Consider the following 23,420-nt stretch of genomic DNA (forward strand, 5'->3'; position numbering starts at 1 on the left):
CGCGCCGCCGCGCTAGGCGCTTCGCGACCCACAAGAGGATCATCGCGACGAGGGCGCCGGCGGAGCTGATGATCACCGGTCTCACCCAGCCCGGGTACGTGGCGGCGGTGGGGGCGGCAGCGGTGGCTTCCTCGGTGGTGGGAGTGGTAGACGGAGTGGGATCGGGGGTCACGGCGGGGGGAGCGGCCACCGCAGACGGCTCGTCCGGGACGGTGTCCGCAATCGTGAAGGGGATGACCCCGGAGATTGGGTGCCCATCGGAGGACACCACTCGCCAGCGCACTTCGTATGTCCCGCCAGGGACATCGTCGGCCAAGGGCACGGTGACCACTGAGCCGTCGACCACGGGCTCACCTGCGGCCCAGTCAGTCTCGCTCTCGTCGGCGACGACGACGGCCGGGCCGATGATCAAGAGGTCGTCAGAGAAGTCCAGAGTGACGTGCGTCGGCGGGACGGCCACCGGCCGTGACGAGGAGCGCCAGGAGCGCTCCCATCCCGGCTGTCCGTAGGGTGGCACGCGGTGAAAAGACAGTCATGTCGGATACAACCTTCGAGTCGGGGTCTGTGCGCAGCGGAGCCAGGGAGGATGCCGGCGAGGTTCGCCCAGCTCCGTCGAGAGAGGCGGACGTCCTGTCGGCGGCGGGCCGCGTTGGCGGCGCAGTGCGCAGCTATGTCAGGGGTGCAGGGGTGCAGGGGAGCTTGGGGCGTGAGGGCCTCACCCGGCGGGCGTGCTGTGGGGTGATCAGATCGGCGACAGGACGGGTGGGCCCCGACGGACCACACTGCCGGAGACAACCGAGCGGGCGACCGCGATCCAGGTCCCCGCATCGCTCGACACGGTTGAGCGCGAGGGGGTCGGCAGTGCCACAGGCCGGACTTCGGCACGAATGAGGAATCCGACTAGACGTCCGGAAAGCCGAGCGAGCCGGGACAGGACGGCCTCGGCTCGTTGCAGCACCACGATTGTCACGAGGCCGGCCAGAGCGTGCGCCACCCACATCCCCGCGCCACCGTGGCTGACGTGAGTCATCGGGTCACGCGCCGCCACGACGATGAGGGCGGTCTGGGCGCCATGGTCGGCGTGCGGACCGCCGCTGTTGACGACGTCAGCCGACGCGGAGGCTGTCGTGCCTAGGACGAACAACGTGTGAAAGAGGAGTTGGCTCACTCCCACAGAGATCGACAACCTCAGCCACGACCGTCGCAGCCGTGCCAAGGCAAGGCAGGCCGGCGCAGCCAGCACCAGAGGGACGGCTATGCCGAGAAAGCCCGGGATCTCCCCACCGGCCAGGACATGTGAGATCAGAGCGACGAACGTCGAGAAGGCCGCCGCGCCGAGACCCCTGGATGCCCGGACAGCGCTCGTGCTCGCCGACACGTCGGGACACTCAGGCAAGGCCGAAGACGTCATCGTCAGGGCTCAACGACGTGTATCAGCGCTCGAGAAGGAGCATCGAAGACGCAACGACCAACAAACTCCATGTTCAGATCCTAAATGGCACGCACGCCGCACCGTCGTCTACTGCTCCGGGCCCGCCTGCGGGCGCTCGAAGGTCACCGCCGTAGTCCTGACCCGAACCGGCTTCACCGACGGGCCGCGGCAAGGCCAACTGGTTCGCCGCCAGCCTGCTGATGGAGCACCACGCAGGCGTCAGCTGCGTCGCATGCGAAACTGCCCGCATGACCGTGCTGCGCTCCCTGCTCCTGTTCGTCGTCGCGGCCGTCGCCGAGATCGGCGGCGCCTGGCTCATCTGGCAAGGGGTCCGCGAGCACCGCGGCGCGATGTGGATCGGCGCGGGCGTCCTGGCACTGGGCGCTTACGGGTTCGTCGCGACGTTGCAGCCCGACGCGAATTTCGGGCGCATCCTCACCGCCTACGGCGGCATTTTCGTCGCCGGTTCCCTCGCCTGGGGCATGGTCGTCGACAAGTTCCAACCCGACCGCTGGGACATCACCGGAGCCGCGATCTGCCTGCTCGGCGTCGCGATCATCATGTACGCCCCCCGCCACTAGACCTCCCGCAGTCCCTGCTAGAGCCGTCTCGGGTTCCTGCCCGCTGGGCGGCGCCGCCGGCCGGGGTGGCGCGTTTCCGTGGTTGATGTGACTCGCATCGCTAAATGGCGCGGTTCAAAGGCTGCTCAGTGGCGGATCAGCGTCTTTGGTGCGCTGCGTCGATTTTCCAGGTCTGAACTCGTTGGTCCGTTGGTCGCGATGGAGGTGCCGCATCGCGCGGGGCGTCCCGTGGGCGGTTCGGCCGAAAACAGGTCAGCAACTGCTGTATAGTTCAGCACATGCTGACTATTTCTTCGCGCCTCGACGTCATGAACCGGCTCGGCCGGGCCATGGCCGACCCGACGCGCTCCCGGATCTTGATGACCCTTCTCGACAGCCCAAGCTACCCCGCTGTGCTGTCACGTGAGCTGGAGCTGACCCGCTCGAACGTTTCGAACCACCTCACGTGCTTGCGAGACTGCGGGATCGTCGTTGCAGAGCCGGAAGGACGGCAGACCCGCTACGCGATCGCCGACCCCCATCTCGCTGCAGCCCTCACCGCTCTGGTGGACGTGACGCTCGCCGTGGACGAGCAGGCTCCGTGCGTGGATTCGGCGTGCACGGCGCCCGGCTGCTGTGGGACTGGAGCAGGCGCATGAGCGCGGCGTGTGGTTGCGAGCATGAGACTACGGCGGCGGCAGGCGAGGAGGTCGAGGGCGTGGATCGGCCGTGGTGGAAGGACCCCAGTGTCCTGGTGCCGATCTTCTCCGGTATTGCCCTTCTCGGGGGTCTGATCTCTGAGTGGTCCGGAACTGAGATCGGGGCGCTCGCCTTGTTCTGGATCGGCCTGCTGCTGGGTGCGTCGACCTTCACGCCCGGCGCGGTCCGGAAGCTCTTCAAGGGCAAGATCGGTATCGGGTCGCTGATGACGATCAGCGCGATCGGCGCCGTCCTGCTCGGCTACGTCGAGGAGGCGGCCGCGCTGGCGTTCCTGTACTCCATCGCCGAGGCGCTGGAAGACAAGGCGATGGATCGCGCCCGCGGTGGTCTGCGGGCGCTGTTGAAGCTCGTGCCGGACACCGCGACCGTGCTGCGAGACGGGGTTTCAGTCGAGGTTGCCGCGAAGGAACTGACTATCGGCCAGGTGATGGTGATCCGCCCGGGAGAGCGGATCGCGACCGACGGCGTCGTCCGGGCGGGACGCTCCAGTCTGGACACCTCGGCAATTACTGGCGAGTCGATCCCGGTCGAAGTCGAGCCCGGCGACGTGGTGTCGGCTGGCGCGATCAACAGTGCCGGTGCGCTGGAGGTCGAGACGACCGCGGCGGGAACCGACAACTCGCTCACCACGATCGTGGAGCTGGTCGAGAAGGCGCAGACCGCAAAGGGTGAACGTGCCCGCCTCGCCGACAAGATCGCCCGACCACTCGTTCCCGGTGTTCTGATTCTCGCCGCGCTGGTCGCGATCATCGGCTCACTGCTGGGCGATCCGGAGCTGTGGATAACCCGCGCTCTCGTCGTGCTGGTGGCAGCTTCGCCCTGCGCGTTGGCGATCTCCGTGCCGTTGACGGTCGTCGCCGGCATCGGCGCGGCCAGCAAATTCGGGGTAATCATCAAATCTGGTGCAGCCTTTGAACGTTTCGGCACCGTCCGGCACGTGGCCGTTGACAAGACTGGCACTCTCACCCGCAACGAGCCTGTCGTTACCGCGGTCCTCACCGTCGACGGCCTGTCCGAGGCGCAAGTGCTCGCGTGGGCGGCCGCACTGGAGCAACACAGCACACATCCCCTCGCCGCGGCGATCACCGCTGCCGCCCCGGGCGTCATCGCCGCTGCGGACGTTACCGAACAAGCGGGGCATGGCGTCGAAGGTACGGCCGACGGTTCGAAGATCACCGTCGGCAGCCCGCGCTGGCTCGACGCCGGCGAGCTCAACGACCGGGTCGAGGGCTTGGAAAAGCAAGGCATGACCGTCGTGATCGTGCACCGTGACGGGACACCGGTCGCCGCGATCGGCGTCCGGGACGAACTGCGCCTCGAGGTTCCCGAGGTCGTCCACACCCTCGCAGCTCAGGGTGTCGGCGTCACGATGCTCACCGGTGACAACGCGCGCACCGCCCGGGCTCTGGCTGCGCAGGCAGGGATCGACGACGTGCGCGCCGAGCTGCGCCCTGAGGACAAGGCCGCTGCGATCGGAGTGTTCTCTCGGACAGGGGTGGTCGCGATGATCGGCGATGGCATCAACGACGCGCCCGCACTCGCAGCCGCGGACATCGGTATCGCGATGGGCGCGACCGGGTCGGACGCTGCGATCGAGTCCGCCGATATCGCGTTCACCGGTCACGATCTGCGTCTCATCCCCCGCGCGTTCGACCACGCCCGCCGAGGACGCCGCATCATCAACCAGAACATCATCCTGTCTCTGTTGATCATTACCGTGCTTCTCCCACTGGCCCTCTTCGGAGCTCTGGGACTCGCTACCGTGGTCCTCGTCCACGAGGTCGCCGAGGTAGTCGTGATCATCAACGGGCTGCGCGCCGCCCGAACCCGCACGCCGCGGATGGACAGCTGATGCTCGCGACCATCGGGTCGGCGATCGGCCTGTTCGCCGCGACCAACATCGATGACATCGTCGTGCTCATGGTGCTGTTCCTCGCCTCTCGTCGGGGCAAGCCGAGACCATGGCAGATCGTCGCGGGGCAGTACCTCGGGTTCATCACCCTCGTCGTGATCAGCGTGGTGGCCGCTTTAGGCTTGACGATTATCCCGGATGCCTGGGTCGGGCTCCTTGGACTGATCCCGCTCGCCATCGGCATCTGGACGCTCGTGCGCGGGCTACGCCGCAACCATGCTGATGACGATGATGAAGAAGCGAAGATCACTGCAGTCGGGTTGTGGGGCGTCGCCGGGATCACGATCGCCAATGGTGCCGACAACATCTCCCTCTATACGCCGATCTTCCGCACCAGCGCACCCGCTGACGTCGCGGTCATGATTGGGGTGTTCCTCCTCCTCGTGGCCGTCTGGTGCGGTGCGGGACGGCTGATCGGAACGCACAAGGCCGTCACCGATGCGTTGGAGCGGGTCGAGCATTGGCTCGTCCCCGCGGTGTTCATCGGCTTGGGTCTGTTCATTGTGATGGAGTCCGGCGTCGTCCTCCGGCTCTTCGAGGTCCTCGCATGACGTCACGCGAGACCGGCCACGAGCCTGAGGCGCGAGAAGTTTCCCCGCCGCGGCGCTGGCAGCTCACCGTGGGAGCGTTCACGCTCGGCACGTTGGTAGTGCTCGTCGACCAAGGGACCAAAGTTTGGGCCGAAGCCACACTTACCGAGGGCGAGCGCATCCCTTTGATCGGCAATCTTCTGGGCTTGCAACTGGCCTACAATCCCGGCGCGGCCTTCTCCTTCGGCGAAGGCTCCACTCCGGTGTTCGCTCTGGTGGCCGTCGTTGCCGCGGTCGCCGCGGTCGTTTTCGCCTTCCGCGTCCGGCGGCCCGGATGGGCGATCGTGATCGGTGCGCTCGGCGGAGCCGCCGCCTCGCACGCCGGCGACCGGCTCTTCCGCGAGCCAGGGTTCACTAGAGGTCATGTCGTGGACTTCCTGGCATACGGCAACTGGTTCATCGGCAACGTTGCGGACATCGTGATCGTCGCGGTCGCGATCCCCGGAGTGCTCCTCATGCTCCGCGAGCGGCCTGGAGAGTGACGCTGCTGTAGCGCACACGGCGGCAGCATCGCGATTGCTCACTACTACTTCCCACGGCCCCTAGTTCTCCCTCGAGGTCAAAGTCGACGGCAGCAACCGGATCCAGGTGTTCCGTGGACGACCGTCTATGAGACACCTACGGCGGGCGCGCTCCGGATCGGCGTGTCGTGTCTCATGGCCCGTGCCCGAGACCTATGTACCGCGAGGCACATTGAGAGATGCGCTGGGCGGTCGATCGCTGGCACCCGATCCCGCTCGCCCTTGGATGGCACGGGAAATCCCGAAAGGTCGCGGAAGAGAGATAGGCGATCTACTTTGCACACCTGACTCGACACGCCCGAGATCGTGCAAAGTGCAGCGGCGTGTCTGTGCAATCTGCGTTGCACGTCAACAGGAAATGTGGACGTGCAACCTACTTTGCACGCTCGCCCACCTATGTAACATGACCTCAACTTTGCCTGATCATGGCCATCAGGTGGTGCGTAGGTGTCGAGGTGGTGGCCCCTAGGTGGGCGCCTAGTTCCTGCGTACTGGTGGCGTAGTGGGACATAGGTTCGCACCACTGGGCCGGGTGAGTGAGAGATGTGGATCCGTGCCTGTCGCGGTGGTGGTGCCGCCCGTTCGCGGATGGTGCTTGCACCATCTGTAGGTGTGACCTGGAGCTTGTGGGCGACTGGTGACCCACGAGTGCGCCGTCGGCGCGCAACGTGGCTGGGACCTGCGATAGTTAGCGCGCCTGCAATATTGCATATGCGCGCAAGCATGCAACTATGAGGTCATGTTGAGCACGCTAGCCAACCCGACCTATCGGAAGTTGTTCACGGCTCAGGTGATTTCGTTGGCGGGGACCGGGCTGACGACGGTCGCGCTTGGTCTGTTGGCTTACGACCTGGCCGGTGCCGATGCGGGGTTGGTGCTTGGGACGGTCTTCGCGATCAAGATGGCTGCCTATGTGGCGGTTGCCCCGGTTGCGGCAGCGGTCGTGCACGCGGCCTCGCCGCGGGTCGTGCTGGTCACCGCGGATGTGGTGCGGGTCGTGGTCGTGCTCGGGCTGCCCCTGGTGTCGGCGGTCTGGCAGGTCTATGTGCTCGTGTTGGTGCTCCAGGCGGCCTCGGCGGTGCACACCCCGACGTATCAGGCGGCGTTGCCGCGGGTGCTGCCCGACGAGCGGCAGTACACGCAGGCACTGTCGTTGTCGCGGATGTCGGAGGATCTCGAGATGGTCCTCTCACCCCTGCTCGCCGCGGCGCTCCTGCTGCTGGTCCCCAGCTCGCAGCTGTTCGTGGGGACGGCGGCCGGGTTCGCGGTCTCTGCGGTCCTGGTCTCACGCATCGCGCTGCGGCGCGCTCCGCTCGAGGTCGACGTCGAGGCGCAGCCCTTCGGCGTACGGGTGCGGCGCGGGATGGAGCTCATGATCCGCACCCCGGCGCTGCGCGCCGTCCTGGCGCTCAACCTCGCGGTTGCGGCCGGCGGCGCCTACGTCCTGGTGCAGTACGTGGTCATCGCCCGCACGGTGTTCGAGCGCGGGGAGGGGGTCGCCGCCGTGCTGATCGCGTGCCTGGGTGCCGGGTCGATCGTCGTGGCGGTGCTCCTGCCGCGCGCCCTGGACGCGCTGCCCGAGCGCGCGCTGATGCTTGGCGGGGCAGCCATGCTGACCGTCGCGACCGCCGGAATCGCCTTGGTCCTGGCGGTGCCGGGCACCACGGGCCTCGCGCTGACCGGCGTCCTGTTCGTCCTCGTGGGGGCCGGGTGGGCGGCCGCGGAAACCCCGGTGGGCCGGATCATCACCCGCTGCACGCCTGAACGTGACCAGCCGGCGGTGTTCGCCGCCCAGTTCTCTCTGTCGCACGCGTGCTGGCTCATCACCTACCCGCTGGCCGGGTGGCTTGGCGGGCTCGGTCTCCAGTCGGCCGCCCTCGTGCTCGCCGCCGTGTCTACCGCGGCCACCCTCGCCACAGCTGCGCTCTGGCCGCGCGCCGCACACCAGCCCGCGCCGGTGCCGGTGACCGATGTGGCAGGCTGAGAAGCGTGACCACCGAGGCATCACAGGCAGTCGGCCGCTCGAGCGCCGACCTCGATACCGCTGTGGATGTCTTGCGCCTGCTCGCTGACCGCACCCGCCTGTCGATCCTCGACGCCTTGCACGACCGTGAGCTCTCGGTCGGGGCGATCGCCGAGGAGCTCGACCGTCCCGTTCCCGCGGTGTCCCAGCACCTGGCCAAGCTGCGCGCCGGACACCTGGTGCACACCCGCCGCGACGGCGTCACCGTCTACTACCGGCACGCCAACGAGCACGTCGACGCGCTCGTGCGCAACGTGCTGCACCAAGCCGAGCACCTTCGTTATGACCACCCCCCGCACCACACCTGACACTGCGACCACCAGCAGGTTTGCCCTTCCCACGGAAGTACCGATCAGGGCTTGCGGTGGTCGCCACCACGAGGACGACTCGCGTGGTCAGCCAAGCCGTCAACGATGCGCGCACCGTCGGCCAGTGGCGGGTGCCCTCAATGCTGCTCCTTGATCGGTGAAGTGGGGGTCTTGCGTGCGTGCAGCATGAGCGTGAAGCCCCATCCGGCTCGTTCCATGGGCCATGACCATGCCCGAGCGGCGGACGTGCCGAGGGTGCGTTCTAGGGCGCGACGGATGCGAGGTGAAGCAGGGTAGTGACGGTATCCGTGGTGTGCGGTGGGCGTCACGCTGCGAAGGGTCTGGACGCTGAAGTGGTCCGTGACGAGGTCGACGAGTTCATCGGCTGAGAACCACTTTCGTCGAGCATCCGGGTGGGCCGGTGGGATCGTGCAGTGATCTTGGAGCACCGGGCGGTTCTGTGTGGCGAGGAAGAGGTGTCCGTCGTCGACGAGGACCTCAGCGAGGCGTCGGACGAAGGCTTCGTGGTCAGCGACGTGCGAGAGCACCTCCAGTCCGATGACGACGTCGAACGACGAAGGGGCCAGGTCGATGTCCATGACGTCGCCTGTGATGAAGGTTGCCTGCGGGGTGCGGAGTCTGGCTCGTTCGAGGACTGTCGAGCTGATGTCGACGCCGGTGACCTCCCCGTAGGTGACGAGCTGGTCGACAAACCAGCCGGCTCCGCACCCGACCTCGAGGATGCGGAGATCTCGGCGCCCCAGCAAACCGAGCCAGGTCCGGACGACGCGGCCCTGATCCACGGAGACCTCGCCTCGACCGGTTTCCCTGTTGAGGGCGTTCCACTGGTCCCAGTACGCCGCTTCGTGGTCGTTCTGCCGCGGTTCCATCCCTTGAGTGTCCGTCAGAAGGTGCTGTGGCGTCACGCACTGGTGAGGCAATTCAGCGGTCCTCTATGCCGAGTCAATCGGACGTTGATCTGGCGGTGGGACGCTGAACCAACGAGTTCGAGATCGCCGTGGAGCGGGGGAGTGGATGGACAGGTGGTGGATGAGTCTGGGAATCGGCAGCTGGGTCGCCATCGCCTTGTTGGTGCTGTTCGTGACGGTTGTCGTGTGGGCGATCATCCGGCTCTATCCCGCCGGGGCGCCGCCGAGGGGCGTTGAGACACATCCAACGACCGACGACGTTGCCCCACCGTCCGGTGGGGTATCACCGTTGCTCGGTCCAGCCCGCGGCCGGCGCCGCTGAAAGGATCGCCCGTACCCCAGGTACTGCTCCGGTTCAGGCCGCAGGCAAGGTCAGGCTGAACTCGCTTCCGGTTCCCGGACCCGCGCTTGCCGCGGTGATCGTTCCACCGTGGGCGACGGCGAGTGCTTGGGAGATCGCCAGACCGATCCCGGATCCACCATGGGCCCGGTCGCGCGCGGTGTCCGCGCGGTAGAAGCGCTCGAAGAGGTGCGGTAGGTGCTCTGCCGCGATGCCTTCGCCTGTGTCCCGGACAGAGAGGTTGATGCAGCCGGCGGGGGCCCTGGAGGAATGAACGGTGACGGTGCCTCCCGGTGGCGTGTGTCTGATCGCGTTCGCGACGAGGTTGTCGAGGATCTGCGCCATCCGCAGGCGGTCGACATGGATCTGGGGCAGGTCCTCGTCGATGTCGCTCTGGAGGTGCACGGACTGCGCTGCTGCTCGTTCACGACCCGCGCTGACAGCAGCAGTCACCAGCTCGCCGGGGTGGACGGGTTCTCGCTCGAGAGCCAGGTCACCGCTCTCCGCGCGGGTGACCGCAGACAGGTCCAGAGACAAGCGGGTCAGGCGGGCGGCTTGCTCGCGCAAGACGGCGGTCGTGGCCTCGTCGAGGGTTTGGATGCCGTCCTCAAGTGCTTCGAGGTAGGCACTGATGGTTGCTACGGGTGTGCGCACCTCGTGCGCGACGTCTGCCATGAGGCGCCCGCGAAGCCGTTCGCTGTCCTGTAGCCGTTCGGCCATCTGGTTGAAAGATGCCGCGACTGTGTCGAACTCGGTGCCGATGCCTGGCGCCGAGATGCGCGATGCATACAGGCCGATCCCGACGTCCGCGGCCGCCAAGGAGAACGCTGCCAAGGAACGAGAGATCCGGCGCGCCAGGAGCACTGAGACCATCATCGATGCAAGGCCTGCGGCAGCCAGTGCGAAAATTAAAGTCAGGGTGCTGGCCGAACGAAACGCTTCCTCGGCATGCAGCACGGCCATATCAGGGTCGCTCAGCTGGGCGCGCAGCATGTGATCGTGGAACAGGGCGGGCCCGATGACCGAGGCGACCACCCATGCGGTGACCGCACCCGTGGCCAGGACCAACATGATGGCGACCAGGAGTCGCGGGGCGAGTCCCCGCAGAGCTAAAGAGCGTGGTCGAGCGGGAATCATCAGCCGGGTCCGATGCGGTATCCGACGCCGCGTACGGTCCGGACGAATGTCTGTCGGTCGGCGCTGTCACCCAGCTTCTGACGCACGTGCAGGACGTGCACGTCGACCAGGTGCTCGTCGCCCACCCATCCCTCGCCCCAGACCTTCTCGATCAGGACACGCCTGCTGAACACCATGCCGGGTCGCGATGCCAGGGCTGCCAGAACGTCGAATTCCGTGCGCGTCAGATCGACAAGGTCCCCCTCCACCCGGACCTCGCGGGCCGCCACGTCAAGGGTCAGCGTGCCGATCACGATCACCTGCGAGCCTGCACCTCCCTCGGGGGTCACAGGCGCCCGGCGGGGTCGACGCCGCAGCGCCGCGATCCGGGCGACGAGCTCACGTGGGCTGAACGGCTTGGTCATGTAGTCGTCCGCGCCCACCGACAGGCCGATGAGGATGTCGATCTCCTCTGCCCGAGCGGTCAGCATGATGACGTAGCAGTCGGAGAACGTGCGCAGCTGACGGCAGACCTCGACTCCGTCCACCCCGGGCAGGCCCAGGTCCAGCACGACAACGTCGGGGTCGACCTGGCGAATGAGCTCCACGGCCTGTGCGCCGTCGGAGCACAGATGCGTCTCGAACCCGTCCCGCTCGAGGTAGTCCGCGACGACGCGGCTCAGAGCCTCCTCATCATCGACGACGACCGCGCGATGCCCTGAGACCACGGGCAGGTGTGTGTCCATGGCTCCATTCTGAGCGCGCCCGCGCTGGTTCCGAACCAGCAGAGCAGGGCGCCGTCGACCATTCATCGAATCTTGACGCAGACACCACCATGAGTTCGGGGTTGCGACGTGAGGCTGTGGGCCTCTGGTCCGCATCTCAAGGAGCGTCCGTGCCCACCGAACCCGCTGCACCCTTCGTGGTGACCGTTGTGCACGCACCGGCGTGTCACTTCTGCCTGGACGCCGAGGAGGCCCTGGGTGTTCTGGCAGTGCAGTACTCGCTCGACGTGCGCAGCATCGAGATCGACTCTCCCGAGGGGCGCCGACTCGTTGCCGAGCACCGCCCGGCGATGAACCCCCTCGTGCTGCTCGACGGTGTCTTCTTCAGTTCCGGACGGCTGCCTCGCAAAAAGCTCGTGAAAGCACTCGAGCTCCGCGTGGGCGCGCGCCCCCTCACCGGGGCGGTCTGACCGTGGGAACCGAGCTGCTGACCACCGGGAGCGTCCTGGCGGCATTCTTCGCCGGCGGGGTCGCACTGTTCGCCCCCTGCTGCATCGTGTTCCTCGCACCGAGCTATCTCGCTGGCGCCGTGAAGAACCGTCGGTGGCGGCTGCTGCCGTTGACGTTTGTGTTCGCCGCAGGCCTCGGCCTGGTCTTGATCCCGATCACTCTCGGCATGAGCCTGCTGGCGGGCGCGATCGCCCGCTACCACGCACCCCTCTACTACGCCGGCGGGGCCCTCATGATCGCCCTGGCGATCCTGGCATTCTCCGGGCGGATGTGGTCACTACCGTCTTTCCTGCGTGCGCCAGACACCACCCGCGGAGACACCGCGAGCTTCTTCTCCCTCGGTGTGTTCTCGGGTATCGCCTCGAGCTGCTGCGCGCCGGTCCTCGCTGGCGTCATGACTCTCTCGGTGCTGTCGGGATCCCCGATCGGAGGCTTCACCCTGGGTGTGGCCTACGTGTTCGGGATGGTCTTCCCACTGTTCGTCATGGCGCTGATCTGGGACAAGGCGAACCTGGGAGACAAGAAGATCATGCGCGCGAAGGTCATCAAGATGCGCATAGCTGGACGCGCCCTAGTCACCAACACCCTGAACATCGCCGTCGCGGTGGGCTTCGCAGTGATGGGCGGATTCATCATCGCCCTGGCAGGAAGCGAGCAGATGACCGGCGGATCGGCCGTCCAGGACCGCGCCAGCCGGGCTCTGACCACTGTCTTCGGATCCGTCCAGGAGTGGTTGTCACCGGTACCTGAGCCCATTCTCGGCTTGCTCTTGCTCGCCGTCGCCGGCGCGTTCGTGTGGGCGACGCTCACCGGACGCCGACGCACTCCCCGTACCCCGAGCACGCCGGAGGCCGTCGACACGGTGCCGGCGTGCCACGCCATCTCGACCGAGGAAGAGATCCCACGATGACCTCCGCCAACGCCACCCGGCGCCTCAATGAACGCCAGCACGCCCTGCACGAGATCCAGGTGATGCAGGCAGCCCAAGCACGGCGCCGCCAGCGGCGCAGCTGGGCACTGTGGGGTGCCGCGCTGCTGGTCATCGCAATCGTCGTCACCTTGGCCCTCCTCAACGCGGGCCCTACCGAGTCCGCCGACGCGCGTCAAGCCCCAGACTTCACGCTGCCCGCCTCCGACGGATCCGTGGTGTCGCTCGCCGACTACCGGGGTGAGCCTGTCGTGCTCTACTTCAACGAGGGAGCCGGCTGCGACGCATGCCTGTTGCAGATGCAGAAGATCGAGCAGAACCCTGAGTTCGCCGAGGCGGGCATCACCGTCCTGCCGATCGTCATGAACTCCGCTGAGCAGATCAACGCCGAGCGCACCAGGCTCGGGGTGACCACCCCGTTCCTCATTGACGACGGAACAGTCTCCGATGCCTACGACACCCTCGGAACAGGGATGCACGAGGGCCTGCCCGGCCACGGATTCATCCTGATCGACGCCGACGGCGTCCAGAAGTGGTACGGCAACTACCCCTCGATGTGGCTCGAGCCGGACGAGCTTCTCGAAGAGGTCACCAGCAGGTTGTGACACGCCGCAGGGCAACCGCTCCTCTGCTGTCCATCCTGCGGAGTAGGCACCCAGGATGGACACGCTCTGCGATGTCCTTCGTCCTACAGCCAGGCTCGGTCCAGCGCCGTGCTCGACCGAGCGCAAGCGACCCATCGCGACGGGATCGCAGCAGCTCAACGAGGCAAGTCCTCGCTGTCAACCGCTCAGCCGCGCACGGGACACCAGGGACCGCCCAGACGCAACGGGGCGGACACCGTTGGGGGCCACGATCCATCTGACGGTTCGGTAGGTGGAGACGATGAGTTGACGTCGCGGCGCTTGAGATCCCCGGGTACCGCAGCCACGGTGCGCCCGTCATCGGTGGTGAGTTGGTGCCCGCCCGTGTGCATGAGCCCATGGTGAATCTGCCGAGCGGTCCAACTGGAACGTCCAGCGCAGACCTTCGAGCCGCTCACCCACTCCGTTCGGTGATCATGGGGCTGACGGGCGGGTGATGGACCAGGCGATCAGAGTTGGTCGCTGACGGGATCGTTGGGGCCGAAATTCGTTTCTTGGTGGGCGATTCCCGGCCTCGATCGCGATGCGGTGATCGGGTGATGCTGGAAATGCTCCACCCGGCGCAGTGTCCACGCCGGGTGGAGCAGGAAGTTGCGAGCGTCGGGAGATCCCAGCAGTCGGGTGTCGAGAAGATCCTGTCGGGTCACCAACATCACGGCCCGCAGGGGCTAGTCGTGCTTCTCGCCATCCTCGGCGTGCTCGTCTGTCGTCTCGCCGCTGTCGGCATAGTCCGGGACGGTGATCTCGACGGTCTTCGGCGCGGACCAGGACGGGGTCTGGGGACTGAAGGAGATCCCGTTGGGCTTGTCCCCAACAGGGATGGTAGCGACCGCCTCATTGGTGGTGAGGTCCAAGACGGAAACGGTGTCGTCGTAGAGGTTCGTCACCCACGCCAGGGTGCCGGTCGGGTCGATCACTACTCCGTGAGGCCCGGCGCCCGTCTCGATGCTCGCTGTCAACGACATGTCTGCGGGGTCAATCACCGAGACCGTGTCGCCCGGGTCATCGTTGGTGCCTTGGTCGGCGGAGAGCAACTTGGTCCCGTCGGCCGTCAGGTATAGCTGCACGGGAGCGGTGGGAACCGCGACCGTCGCAACGACGGCTCGGCTGGCCAGATCGACCTTTGCTACCGCGCTGTCGCCGGCCAGGCTGACGTACGCGTACTGGCCGTCACCGGCGACAGCCACTTGCACGGGGGAGTCGCCGACCGGGATGGTGGCTGTGACGGACAGCGTCGCGGTGTCCACGACATCGATAGTGCCCTCGGCGGTGTTCGCGATCACCAGCGTTGTGCCGTCCGCGGTGGGCCGCAGTCCGTGAGGACCCGCGCTCAGCTCAACCTGTCCCAGCGGCTCGAGGTCCGCGGACCGGTAGCCACTGAGAGTGTCTTCGCCAGAGTTCGTCACGTACGTCTGTGTTCCGTCTGGGCTCACGACCACGTGCGCCGGCCCTGCACCGGTGGCAGCGGTGCCTGTCAGCGTCAGGGACGCTGCATCGATGGCGACGAGTGCGTTCTTGTGGCCGCTGACTGCCCAGACCGTCGAACCGTCCGGACTGGCCTGGACGTTGTGGGGGCTGTCCACGCCCTCGATGGTGGCCACGACCTCGCTGGTCTGGGCGTCGATGGCGCTCAGGGTGCCACCGTCTTCGTTGGCGACCCAGATCGTTCCCGTGACGGTCCCTTGTGCGATTGTGACGTCGCCCTGGGTTGCGGTCGACCCCGCCTCTGGTGGCGTGGTGCTCTGACCGCACGCGGCCAGAACGACCGATCCCGTTGCGGTGACCATCCCGATCATGACCTTGCGGGTGACGGACCTTCTCATGTGTGCTCCTCGAGCTATCGGCAAGCCGGACCCTACGGCCCACGGCCACTCTCCGGGTTGTAGCCCGGTCCGACTGTGTTGACCCGATGAAGATTCGGTTTAATGCGGTGGCGCTGCCGGGCGTGCCGGTACGGTCTGGGCCACCAGGACGGCCCGCGTGGGGTCGAGGTCACTCGTGGTGGACGTCGTGCTCGCCGGTGTCGTTGACGACCGTGTCCGCTGGTTCGCTCTCGCCGCTGATCTGGGGTCCGATGACGAACGAGGACAGCGCGAACATCCCGGTGAAGACGATCAGCGCGAAAGCCGGTGCCCACCAGCTGGCGAAGCGCCGTCTGAGCTTGAGCAGCATCGGCACGGAGGCAGTCAGGCCAAGGGCGCCGAACAGGGCTGTGCCGCCCACTCCCGTCACCAGGGCCGTGCCGACGAGGGGGCCGACGTGGTGGAGCACGTGAGGAACGAGTCCCATCACCGCGCCTAGAGCTCCGGTGATGACCGTCCAGACGGTGCGGCGTCGTACGCGTTCCGCAGGCGGCGGGGTCGCGTCGGGGGTGGCGGCGGGGACTGGGTGGGACAAGTGTGTCGTGCTCATGTCGATTCTGACCCTCACGGTGCTTGGAAACGGGGCACGAGCGATGAAGAACCACCGAAGCAAACGGGGCAGGCAGACACCGAGGCGGCAGGCGTCACAGTGTCCCCTCGGCCGGCATCTCCACCGCCCGTTCGCAGGTGTCGACCCAGGCGGCGTCGGCGCCGTCGGATCGCAAGGCGCCTCAGTGGCTCTGATGCGCCGAGCTGCTCGGCGCCGACGAGGTCGGGGTCAGGGCCGGTGGTTCTGTGGTGTCGTGGTCGGACTTGTCGTGCCCCTTCCTCATCATGAACATCATCCCGACCATCATCAACGGGCAGGCCAGTACGGCGGCCAGAGGGAGCGCTTCACTGAAGGAGCGTCCAGCGGCGAGCAGGACGACTACCACCACTGCGGCGATGCCCAGCATTCCCAGGAGGTGGGACTTCCCACCGTGATTGTGACCCTGCTTGTTCATCGTTCTCACCCAGATTTCTCTCGTTGTGCGTGTTGCGACGTCGTTCGCGAAGCCGTCGACGTCAACTGCTGACCTCACCAGGCTGCGGGTCCCACCCGTGCGTGCAGATGCAGAAGTGACGAAGAATCGCTGAAGATCGTCGTGCGTAACCCGGAGGTGCCGTCTCAGGCGTCAGCCGTCTCCGTGAGGTGGGTCGGGCGGTGCGGTGCGCCCGACCCCCGGTCAGCGGTGACGCGGATCGGGCGAGTGCGGGCGAGGAGGACGGCTCCTGCCAGGACCGAGACGATGGACCACAGCTGAGGCTGGGTGAGCCCGAGCAGGGCAGGGTCGTTGACGCGGACGATCTCGACAAGGAAGCGGGCGGCGCCACTCAGGACGAGGTACGCCCCGAAGACGGCTACGGGCTTCCACCGCCTGCCCAGCGCCCACAGCGCCGCGGCGATCCCCACGGCAGCCAACACCTCATACAGCGGGGTCGGGTGGACCGGGACCGTGGTGGCCACCACGCCGTTGGGGAACGTCATCGCCCACGGCAGCGACGACGGCTCACCGTAGGTGCCATCACCGGAGAAGAAGCAGCCGAGCCGGCCGATCCCGTAAGCGACGGTGAGGGGCACGGCGATGGCGCCAGCGACGACACCGAGCGGCAAGCGGTGACGGTGGATGACGACCAGTGCAGAGAGCACTCCACCGACCAGGCCGCCGTACCAGGTGAACCCCATCCCGCCGAGGTCGTGGACGGTGATCCCACCGCCTTGCTCGAGCAGGAAGTAGATCTTCGCCCCGACGAAGCCCCAGACGGTCGCCCACAGCACCAACGAGTGGGCCGAGTCCTTCTTCAGGCCCTGACGTTCGAAGGCGCGGCCGAGCAGATACGCCCCTGCCAGCGCTGCGAGAGCCTTGCTCAGACCGTAGGTCTGGACGTCAACGCCCAGGATCGAGAACAGCACAGGTTGCACGTTCGTCTCCGTCCGCGGGCGCGGCGACTGGCCTGCTGCCGGATCCGAGCCGCGCCCACCATGAACAGTTGCGAACCTGGACGAAGAACACCGTGAGGAACGGTCAAGGTTCGACGAAGACCAGCAGATGACGCGCTCGTGGCTCAGCGGGGCCCGCCGCTTCATCGAATCTTCGTCGATGCCCTGTTGACGTTGTTATGAACGAGGTCCATGGTAGATATACCCCCCTGGGGTACTTGTCGAGCTGAAGGGTCGAATCATGGTCACCACCGCGTTCGCCGTCGAGGGACTGACCTGCGGGTCGTGCCTGGCCGAGGTGCTGGAACAGATGCGCACCGTCGATGGGGTGAGCGGCGCAGCCATCGACCTGGTCGTCGGTGGCCGATCGCCGGTCGTGGTCACCAGCGGAGCTGCCATGGGAACCGACCAGATCCGCGCCGCGGTCGAGCGGGCTGGGTTCGTCCTGGCGGTCGACGACAGGCGCGCCGGACCCCACGACCACGGACCTGAACACGTCCTGACGTCGCACATCAGCGAGCCAGGCAACAACGAGATCCTTCTTGGAGGTGTGCGATGACCGGTTCCGAGATCGTCATCATCGTCGCGGCCCTCGCAGTGACGGGCTTCATGGCGTGGTACTTCTTCGGCCCGAAGAAGGTCCGCCAGGCGGTCATGGACGAGGGCGTGCAGGTGGTCAAGGTCAAGGTCCAGGGTGGCTACAGCCCGGACGTCATCCAGGTGACCCGCGGGGTCCCGGTGCGGATGGAGTTCGACCGGCAAGAGACGGGAGACTGCACCTCGCGGGTCGTCATGCCCGCCTTCAAGGTCAACCAGGTCCTCCCCGCGTACCAGACGACGACCGTCGAGCTCATGCCCGAGGCGATCGGTGACTTCGAGTTCGCCTGCGGCATGAACATGGTCCGAGGTCGCCTGCATGTCACGGACGCCGGAACACCCGCGAGCGAACCGGGCCTGGCGAATGAGGCCACCACGCCCATAGCCCCAGACCGGGCTCGTCCTACGCAGGACATCCCGCAGGACGCGTCGTCCGCAGTCCTCCAGACCGACGAGGGCGCGGAGGAGCATGCAGTAGAGATCCGCGACCTGCGACGGCGCGTGGTCGTTGGTGCGGTCCTGACCTTGCCGGTGCTCATCGCCGTCATGGCGCGAGATGTCTTCATGGCCGACTGGGTCCCATCACTCCTGCTGAACTCCTGGGTGCAGCTCGCACTCATCGCCCCAGTGATGCTCTACACCGGGTGGCCCGTGCACCGCACCGGGTGGCTGGCGCTGAGCCACCGCGCGGCCGACATGAACTCCCTGATCACGCTGGGCACCATCGCCGCCTTCGGATACAGCCTCGTCGTCACCTTCGCTCCTGGGCTGCTGCCGGTGGAGGTGCGAGAGGTGTACTACGAGGCGGTCGGGGTGATCATCACCCTGATCCTGCTCGGCCGACTCCTGGAGACCAAGGCCAAGGCCGGCACCGGTGAAGCGATCCGGACCCTGATCGGGCTGCAGCCACGCACCGCCCGCGTCATCCGCGACGGTGCGGAGGCCGACATCCCGATCGAGGAGGTCGTCGCCGGGGACATCGTGGTCGTGCGCCCAGGGGAGAAGCTCCCGGTGGACGGAGAGGTGCTCGAGGGCACCTCCGCAGTAGATGAGGCGATGGTCACCGGGGAGCCCATCCCAGTGACCAAGACCACCGGTGACACCGTCATCGGCGCCACCATCAACCAGACCGGGACCTTCCACTACACCGCGACCAAGGTCGGGTCAGACACGATGCTCGCCCAGATCATCAAGCTGGTCCGCGAGGCGCAAGGTTCCAAGGCCCCGATCCAGCGCCTGGTGGACGAAGTCTCCAGCTACTTCGTGCCCGCGGTCATCGCGATCGCGATCTGGACCTTCGTGGCCTGGTCGCTGGTCGGCCCCCCGCCAGCTTTCATCTTCGCCATGGTCGCGGCCGTGTCGGTACTGATCATCGCTTGCCCCTGTGCCCTGGGTCTGGCCACCCCTCTGTCGATCACGGTGGGCACAGGGAAGGGTGCCGGTGCCGGCATCCTCATCCGCTCGGCCGAGGCCTTGGAGACTGCCCACAAGCTCGACACCGTCGTGCTGGACAAGACCGGCACCATCACCAAGGGCGCCCCCGCGCTCACCGATGTCCTTCCCGCTCCCGGTTTCGCCGCCGACGAGGTTCTGGGGCTGGTCGCGGCCGTGGAGCGGTCCTCCGAGCACCCGCTCGCCACCGCGATCATCAGTGGCGCCCGCGAGCGGGGCGTGCGACTCGAGGAAGCCGTCGCGTTCGACTCCGTCACAGGACAGGGGGTCCGGGCCCTGGTCGCAGGCCGCGAGGTCCTGGTCGGCAACCGGCGCCTTCTGGTCGGGGCCGGCATCAACCCCGATGCGCTGGCCGCGGATTCAGCTCGGCTCGCTGCCGACGGCAAGACCCCGATGCTCGTCGCCGTCGAGGGCCGCCCGGCCGGGGTGATCGGTGTGGCGGACACCCTCAAACCCGGTTCCGCCGCCGCAGTCGCCGCCCTGCAGGCTCGAGGCATCGAGGTGGTGATGATGACCGGCGACAACCGCGCCACGGCCGCGGCCATCGCCCGACAGGTCGGGATCCGCCGCGTGGTCGCCGAGGTCATGCCTGAGCACAAGGCACGCGAGATCCAACGACTGCAGGCCGAGGGACGTGTCGTCGGCATGGTCGGGGACGGCATCAATGACGCCCCCGCACTGGCCCAGGCCGACGTCGGCTCGGCCATCGGCACCGGAACAGACGTGGCCATCGAGTCCTCAGACATCACCTTGATCTCCGGTGCGCTGTCCGGCCTCGTGACCGCGATCGACCTCTCCAGGGCCACGATGCGCAACATCCGACAGAACCTGGTCTTCGCGTTCATCTACAACGGCATCGGGATCCCGATCGCCGCCGGGGTGCTCTACCCGGCGTTCGGCCTGACCCTGAGCCCCATGATCGCCGCGGGGGCCATGGCGCTGTCATCGCTGTCCGTGGTCGCCAACGCCAACCGGCTCCGCAGCTTCACGCCGCCGACCATCCCAGACGACGTCCACGTCTCCACCACCGACCCGGTCGTGGAGGTTGGACGCGATGAAGAGAAAGAGGAAGACATGTCCAAGACGACAGAGAAGGCCATCGACCCGGTCTGTGGCATGACCGTCGACCCGGCGACCGCCGAGCACGAAGGCATCACCTACTACTTCTGCTCCAAGCACTGTGCAGCCAGCTTCACAGCAGACCCCGCCAGGTACACCGCACAAGCCACGGCGTGACGGATCCTCTACCGGGGCTTGTCCCCGGTAGGGGTGTCGTAGTGATGAGGCATCGATAGAGGGAAGGACGGTTGAGAGATGAGCGCAGCAGGGGCGGATGTCCGCGCCGTGACCGCCCAGGACCTGCTCCGCCGCCTGCACCGGGTCGAAGGTCAGGTCCGGGGCATTGCGCGGATGGTCGAGGAGGACAGGTACTGCATCGACGTCCTGACTCAGGTCTCCGCCGCCTCGCGGGCGCTCCAGGGGGTCGCGCTGAGTCTGTTGGACGAACACATGCACCACTGCCTCGCCGACGCCGCACGCACCGGCGGTGCGGCCCAGGAGACCAAGATCAAGGAAGCCTCAGAAGCGATCGCCAGGCTCGTGCGGAGCTAGGGCCGGTCACGGCGATACGCGACGGAGACGCTCGCGGGGTGCACCGCAGCGTCTTCACCGTCGCCTGTCTGTGGCAAAACACACGAGGAGAAAGGAGTGCGTGATGAGAACGGGTCGGCAGCAACTGAGCCCGAGGTGTGCACTACCCGTCCGCCTTCGGGCCAGAGAGGAGATTCCCGATGAAGAGTCAGACAATGGTCCTTGAGGTCGGCGGGCTGCACTGGGCGACCTCGGAAGCTGTGGTGGAAAAGACGCTTGCCCGACGTCCCGGCGTCCTTGCGGTGGAGGCGAACGCCTCGTCCCGGACGGCGACCGTCACCTACGACCAGGACAAGACCTCGGTGGCCCAGCTCGTGGGATGGATCAACGAATGCGGGTACCACTGCGCCGGGCAGTCCGTCCCTGACCACTTGTGCGATCCGATGACCGAACCGGCGAAGAGCGGCACCGCCGCCGAGCCGAAGACACATGCCGTGCACGAGCACGACGGCGAGGATGCTGACCGGTCCGCGCAGTCGGTGATGGGACATGGGGGGCACGGGGGCGGCGGGTCGGTGGAGGGCATGGCCCGGGACATGCGCAATCGGTTCCTGGTCGCCGCGGTCCTGTCGGTGGCGATCCTGCTGTGGTCGGCGATCGGTCGGGAGGTCCTGGGATTCACGGTCCCGGCGCCATTCGGGCTACGGGACGACGTCTTTTCCCTGATCTTGTCGATCCCGGTGGTCTTGTACTCGGCGTGGATTTTCTTCGACGGTGCGTACCGCGCCCTGAGGGCCCGGACGCTGGACATGATGGTTTTGGTCGCCGTCGCGGTTGGTGCGGGCTGGTTGTACAGCTTGGCGGTGACGTTGAGCGGTGGCGGTGAGGTTTTCTACGAGGCAGCCACCGTGCTGACCACCTTCGTGCTGCTGGGGCACTGGCTGGAGATGCGCGCCCGGGGCGGCGCGAACGACGCGGTGCGGAGCCTGCTCGAGCTGGCCCCGTCGCAGGCGGTCGTGATCCGTGACGGGCAGCCGGTCGAGGTTCCTACGTCCGAGGTCGCGGTGGGTGACCTGCTCCTGGTGCGACCCGGGTCGAAGATTCCGGTGGACGCGGTCGTGGAGGAGGGGGAGTCCGAGGTCGATGAGTCGATGGTCACCGGGGAGTCGATGCCGGTGGGCAAGGCCCAGGGTGCGGAGGTGATCGGCGCGTCGATCAACACCACGGGGACGTTGCGCGTGCGGGCGAGCAAGGTCGGGGCGGACACCGCGCTGGCGCAGATTGTCAAGATGGTCCAGGAGGCGCAGAACTCCAAGGCCCCCGGGCAGCGGTTGGCCGACCGAGCCGCGTTCTGGCTGGTCTTCGTGGCCCTGATCGGCGGCGCGACCACGTTCGTCGTGTGGATGCTCGCTGGGGTGGGGGTGGCTCAGGCGATGCTATTCGCGATCACCGTCGTGGTTATCACCTGCCCCGACGCCTTGGGCCTGGCGACCCCAGTAGCGATCATGGTCGGCACCGGCCTGGGCGCGAAGCGGGGGGTGCTGTTCAAGAACGCCACTGCGCTGGAGGGCGCGGCGAAGATCGACACGGTGGTGATGGACAAGACCGGGACGCTCACCAAAGGCGAGCCGGAGGTCACCGACATCATCGCCGCGGGCATGAGCGAGGAGGAGATGCTCGCGCTGGTGGCCGCCGTCGAGCGCGAGTCTGAGCATCCGCTTGCCCGGGCCATCGATAGTCATGCCGCCGGGCTCGGCGTACGCACGCTTCCGGTCAGTGAGTTTCTCAATGTCCCTGGTCACGGCGCCACCGCCACGGTCGACGGGCGGAGGGTCCTGGTGGGCAACCACCGCTTGATGGTCAAGGAGAACGTCGACCTCGGCGACCTCGGCGCCCGGCGCGACCGGCTGGCCGCGTCGGGGCGCACCGCGGTGCTGGTCGCCGTGGACGGACGGGGCGTGGGGGTCATCGCCTTGGCCGACGCGGCCCGAGAGACCGCGGCGGCGGCGGTCTCCGCCCTGCACAAGTCCGGGATCGAGGTGGTCATGCTTACTGGGGACAACGAGGCGACCGCCCGGCGCATCGCCGAGCAACTGGGGATCGACACGGTGATCGCCGAGGTTCTGCCCGGGGACAAGGCGGAGAAGATCGCCGAGTTGCACAGGGCCGGGAAGACGGTGGCGATGGTCGGTGATGGCGTCAACGACGCCCCGGCGCTGGCCAAGGCCGACCTCGGTATCGCGATCGGCGCGGGGACGGACGTAGCGATCGAGACCGCGGACGTTGTCCTGATGCGTTCGGACCCGCTGGACGTGCCGGTCGCGCTGCGCATCGGCAAGGCCACCGTGCGCAAGGAGCGCCAGAACTTGGCGTGGGCCATCGGGTACAACGTCCTCGCACTTCCGATCGCTGCCGGGGTCTTCTACCCCGCCTTCGGGCTGATGCTCCGTCCGGAGATCGCGGCGCTGTCGATGTCGGGCTCCACCGTGATCGTCACCGTCAACGCCCTGTTGCTCAAGCGGCTCCGGCTGCCTGCCCAGCAGGCGCCCGCCGCACCGCAGCGCGGCGAGAGCGCGTCAGGGCCGACCGTGCCAGTCCCGGCGGGGACCCCCTGACCGGTCCGCGTTTCGACCTCCCGGCCGGGGCGATGCGCGCTCCGCGGCCGGGTCGGATGCTGTGG

Annotated in this window: 23 protein-coding genes; 14 read left to right on the plus strand and 9 right to left on the minus strand. The window is 67.2% G+C overall.

Going from position 1 to position 23,420, the window contains the following annotated elements; translation table 11 throughout:
• On the minus strand, positions 1-460 hold a 460-nt coding region (locus ABKW26_RS16150), incomplete at its 3' end, for a copper resistance CopC family protein (RefSeq protein WP_348594972.1).
• A 282-nt stretch (positions 461-742) separates the two neighbouring features.
• A complete protein-coding gene (locus tag ABKW26_RS16155; RefSeq protein WP_348594973.1) occupies positions 743-1,378 on the minus strand; it encodes a hypothetical protein in 636 nt (211 codons plus the stop codon).
• Positions 1,379-1,680: 302 nt separating this feature from the next.
• Here ABKW26_RS16155 and ABKW26_RS16160 point away from each other — a divergent pair, with 302 nt between their 5' ends.
• The 7 genes from ABKW26_RS16160 to ABKW26_RS16190 all read left to right on the plus strand — a co-directional run bounded on the left by ABKW26_RS16160 (position 1,681) and on the right by ABKW26_RS16190 (position 8,066).
• Positions 1,681-2,013 carry a YnfA family protein gene (locus ABKW26_RS16160; RefSeq protein WP_348594974.1) on the plus strand — a complete coding sequence of 111 codons (333 nt, stop codon included), beginning with the start codon at positions 1,681-1,683 and terminating at the stop codon, positions 2,011-2,013.
• A 278-nt stretch (positions 2,014-2,291) separates the two neighbouring features.
• Positions 2,292-2,651, plus strand: coding sequence for a metalloregulator ArsR/SmtB family transcription factor (locus tag ABKW26_RS16165; protein ID WP_348594976.1), 360 nt, complete (start codon positions 2,292-2,294; stop codon positions 2,649-2,651).
• Positions 2,648-4,564 (plus strand): cation-translocating P-type ATPase, encoded by a 1,917-nt coding sequence (locus ABKW26_RS16170; protein WP_348595036.1) that lies wholly within the window; start codon positions 2,648-2,650, stop codon positions 4,562-4,564. The genes ABKW26_RS16165 and ABKW26_RS16170 overlap by 4 nt, the downstream gene beginning before the upstream one ends.
• A complete protein-coding gene (locus ABKW26_RS16175; protein WP_348594977.1) occupies positions 4,564-5,175 on the plus strand; it encodes a cadmium resistance transporter in 612 nt (203 codons plus the stop codon). The genes ABKW26_RS16170 and ABKW26_RS16175 overlap by 1 nt, the downstream gene beginning before the upstream one ends.
• A complete protein-coding gene (locus ABKW26_RS16180) occupies positions 5,172-5,696 on the plus strand; it encodes a signal peptidase II (protein ID WP_348594979.1) in 525 nt (174 codons plus the stop codon). The genes ABKW26_RS16175 and ABKW26_RS16180 overlap by 4 nt, the downstream gene beginning before the upstream one ends.
• Positions 5,697-6,474: 778 nt before the next feature.
• A complete protein-coding gene (locus ABKW26_RS16185; RefSeq protein WP_348594981.1) occupies positions 6,475-7,719 on the plus strand; it encodes an MFS transporter in 1,245 nt (414 codons plus the stop codon).
• A 5-nt stretch (positions 7,720-7,724) separates the two neighbouring features.
• Positions 7,725-8,066, plus strand: a complete 342-nt coding sequence (locus ABKW26_RS16190) for a metalloregulator ArsR/SmtB family transcription factor (protein WP_348594982.1) — start codon at positions 7,725-7,727, stop codon at positions 8,064-8,066.
• Positions 8,067-8,203: 137 nt separating this feature from the next.
• On the opposite strand, the gene ABKW26_RS16195 is transcribed toward ABKW26_RS16190, so the two are convergent.
• From ABKW26_RS16195 to ABKW26_RS16205, 3 genes are all read right to left on the minus strand, one after another.
• Entirely contained in the window at positions 8,204-8,956 is a 753-nt protein-coding gene (locus ABKW26_RS16195; RefSeq protein ID WP_348594984.1) for a class I SAM-dependent methyltransferase, read from the minus strand.
• Between the two features lie 394 nt (positions 8,957-9,350).
• Positions 9,351-10,406: a HAMP domain-containing sensor histidine kinase gene (locus ABKW26_RS16200; protein ID WP_348594985.1), complete on the minus strand. Its 1,056-nt coding sequence runs from the start codon at positions 10,404-10,406 to the stop codon at positions 9,351-9,353.
• Between the two features lie 65 nt (positions 10,407-10,471).
• Positions 10,472-11,197 (minus strand): response regulator transcription factor, encoded by a 726-nt coding sequence (locus tag ABKW26_RS16205; protein WP_348595038.1) that lies wholly within the window; start codon positions 11,195-11,197, stop codon positions 10,472-10,474.
• Positions 11,198-11,346: 149 nt separating this feature from the next.
• Between ABKW26_RS16205 and ABKW26_RS16210 the strand changes: the two genes are divergently transcribed.
• Genes ABKW26_RS16210 through ABKW26_RS16220 form a run of 3 tightly spaced genes read left to right on the plus strand, consistent with a single transcriptional unit; the run spans position 11,347 to position 13,219 of the window.
• The gene (locus tag ABKW26_RS16210) at positions 11,347-11,646 is read left to right on the plus strand and encodes a glutaredoxin (RefSeq protein WP_348594987.1); all 300 of its coding nucleotides are present in this window, start codon (positions 11,347-11,349) and stop codon (positions 11,644-11,646) included.
• A 2-nt stretch (positions 11,647-11,648) separates the two neighbouring features.
• A complete protein-coding gene (locus tag ABKW26_RS16215; RefSeq protein WP_348594988.1) occupies positions 11,649-12,596 on the plus strand; it encodes a cytochrome c biogenesis CcdA family protein in 948 nt (315 codons plus the stop codon).
• Positions 12,593-13,219 (plus strand): peroxiredoxin family protein, encoded by a 627-nt coding sequence (locus tag ABKW26_RS16220; protein WP_348594990.1) that lies wholly within the window; start codon positions 12,593-12,595, stop codon positions 13,217-13,219. Before ABKW26_RS16215 ends, ABKW26_RS16220 begins: the two co-directional genes overlap by 4 nt.
• 707 nt (positions 13,220-13,926) lie before the next feature.
• On the opposite strand, the gene ABKW26_RS16225 is transcribed toward ABKW26_RS16220, so the two are convergent.
• From ABKW26_RS16225 to ABKW26_RS16240, 4 genes are all read right to left on the minus strand, one after another.
• Positions 13,927-15,081 (minus strand): YncE family protein, encoded by a 1,155-nt coding sequence (locus ABKW26_RS16225; RefSeq protein WP_348594991.1) that lies wholly within the window; start codon positions 15,079-15,081, stop codon positions 13,927-13,929.
• 169 nt (positions 15,082-15,250) lie between these two features.
• The gene (locus ABKW26_RS16230) at positions 15,251-15,547 is read right to left on the minus strand and encodes a hypothetical protein (RefSeq protein ID WP_348594992.1); all 297 of its coding nucleotides are present in this window, start codon (positions 15,545-15,547) and stop codon (positions 15,251-15,253) included.
• Between the two features lie 304 nt (positions 15,548-15,851).
• Entirely contained in the window at positions 15,852-16,124 is a 273-nt protein-coding gene (locus ABKW26_RS16235; protein ID WP_348594994.1) for a DUF2933 domain-containing protein, read from the minus strand.
• A 164-nt stretch (positions 16,125-16,288) separates the two neighbouring features.
• Positions 16,289-17,083 carry a prolipoprotein diacylglyceryl transferase gene (locus tag ABKW26_RS16240; protein ID WP_348594996.1) on the minus strand — a complete coding sequence of 265 codons (795 nt, stop codon included), beginning with the start codon at positions 17,081-17,083 and terminating at the stop codon, positions 16,289-16,291.
• Between the two features lie 259 nt (positions 17,084-17,342).
• Here ABKW26_RS16240 and ABKW26_RS16245 point away from each other — a divergent pair, with 259 nt between their 5' ends.
• From ABKW26_RS16245 to ABKW26_RS16260, 4 genes are all read left to right on the plus strand, one after another.
• Positions 17,343-17,660 carry a heavy-metal-associated domain-containing protein gene (locus ABKW26_RS16245; RefSeq protein ID WP_348594997.1) on the plus strand — a complete coding sequence of 106 codons (318 nt, stop codon included), beginning with the start codon at positions 17,343-17,345 and terminating at the stop codon, positions 17,658-17,660.
• On the plus strand, positions 17,657-20,386 hold the full coding sequence (locus tag ABKW26_RS16250) for a heavy metal translocating P-type ATPase (protein WP_348594998.1): 2,730 nt from the start codon (positions 17,657-17,659) through the stop codon (positions 20,384-20,386). The genes ABKW26_RS16245 and ABKW26_RS16250 overlap by 4 nt, the downstream gene beginning before the upstream one ends.
• A 78-nt stretch (positions 20,387-20,464) precedes the next feature.
• Positions 20,465-20,761: a metal-sensitive transcriptional regulator gene (locus ABKW26_RS16255; RefSeq protein WP_348594999.1), complete on the plus strand. Its 297-nt coding sequence runs from the start codon at positions 20,465-20,467 to the stop codon at positions 20,759-20,761.
• A 179-nt stretch (positions 20,762-20,940) separates the two neighbouring features.
• Entirely contained in the window at positions 20,941-23,355 is a 2,415-nt protein-coding gene (locus ABKW26_RS16260; protein ID WP_348595000.1) for a heavy metal translocating P-type ATPase, read from the plus strand.
• Positions 23,356-23,420: the final 65 nt, after the last annotated feature.

The sequence above is a fragment of the Sanguibacter sp. 25GB23B1 genome, assembly GCF_040012415.1.
GTDB lineage: Bacteria > Actinomycetota > Actinomycetes > Actinomycetales > Cellulomonadaceae > Sanguibacter.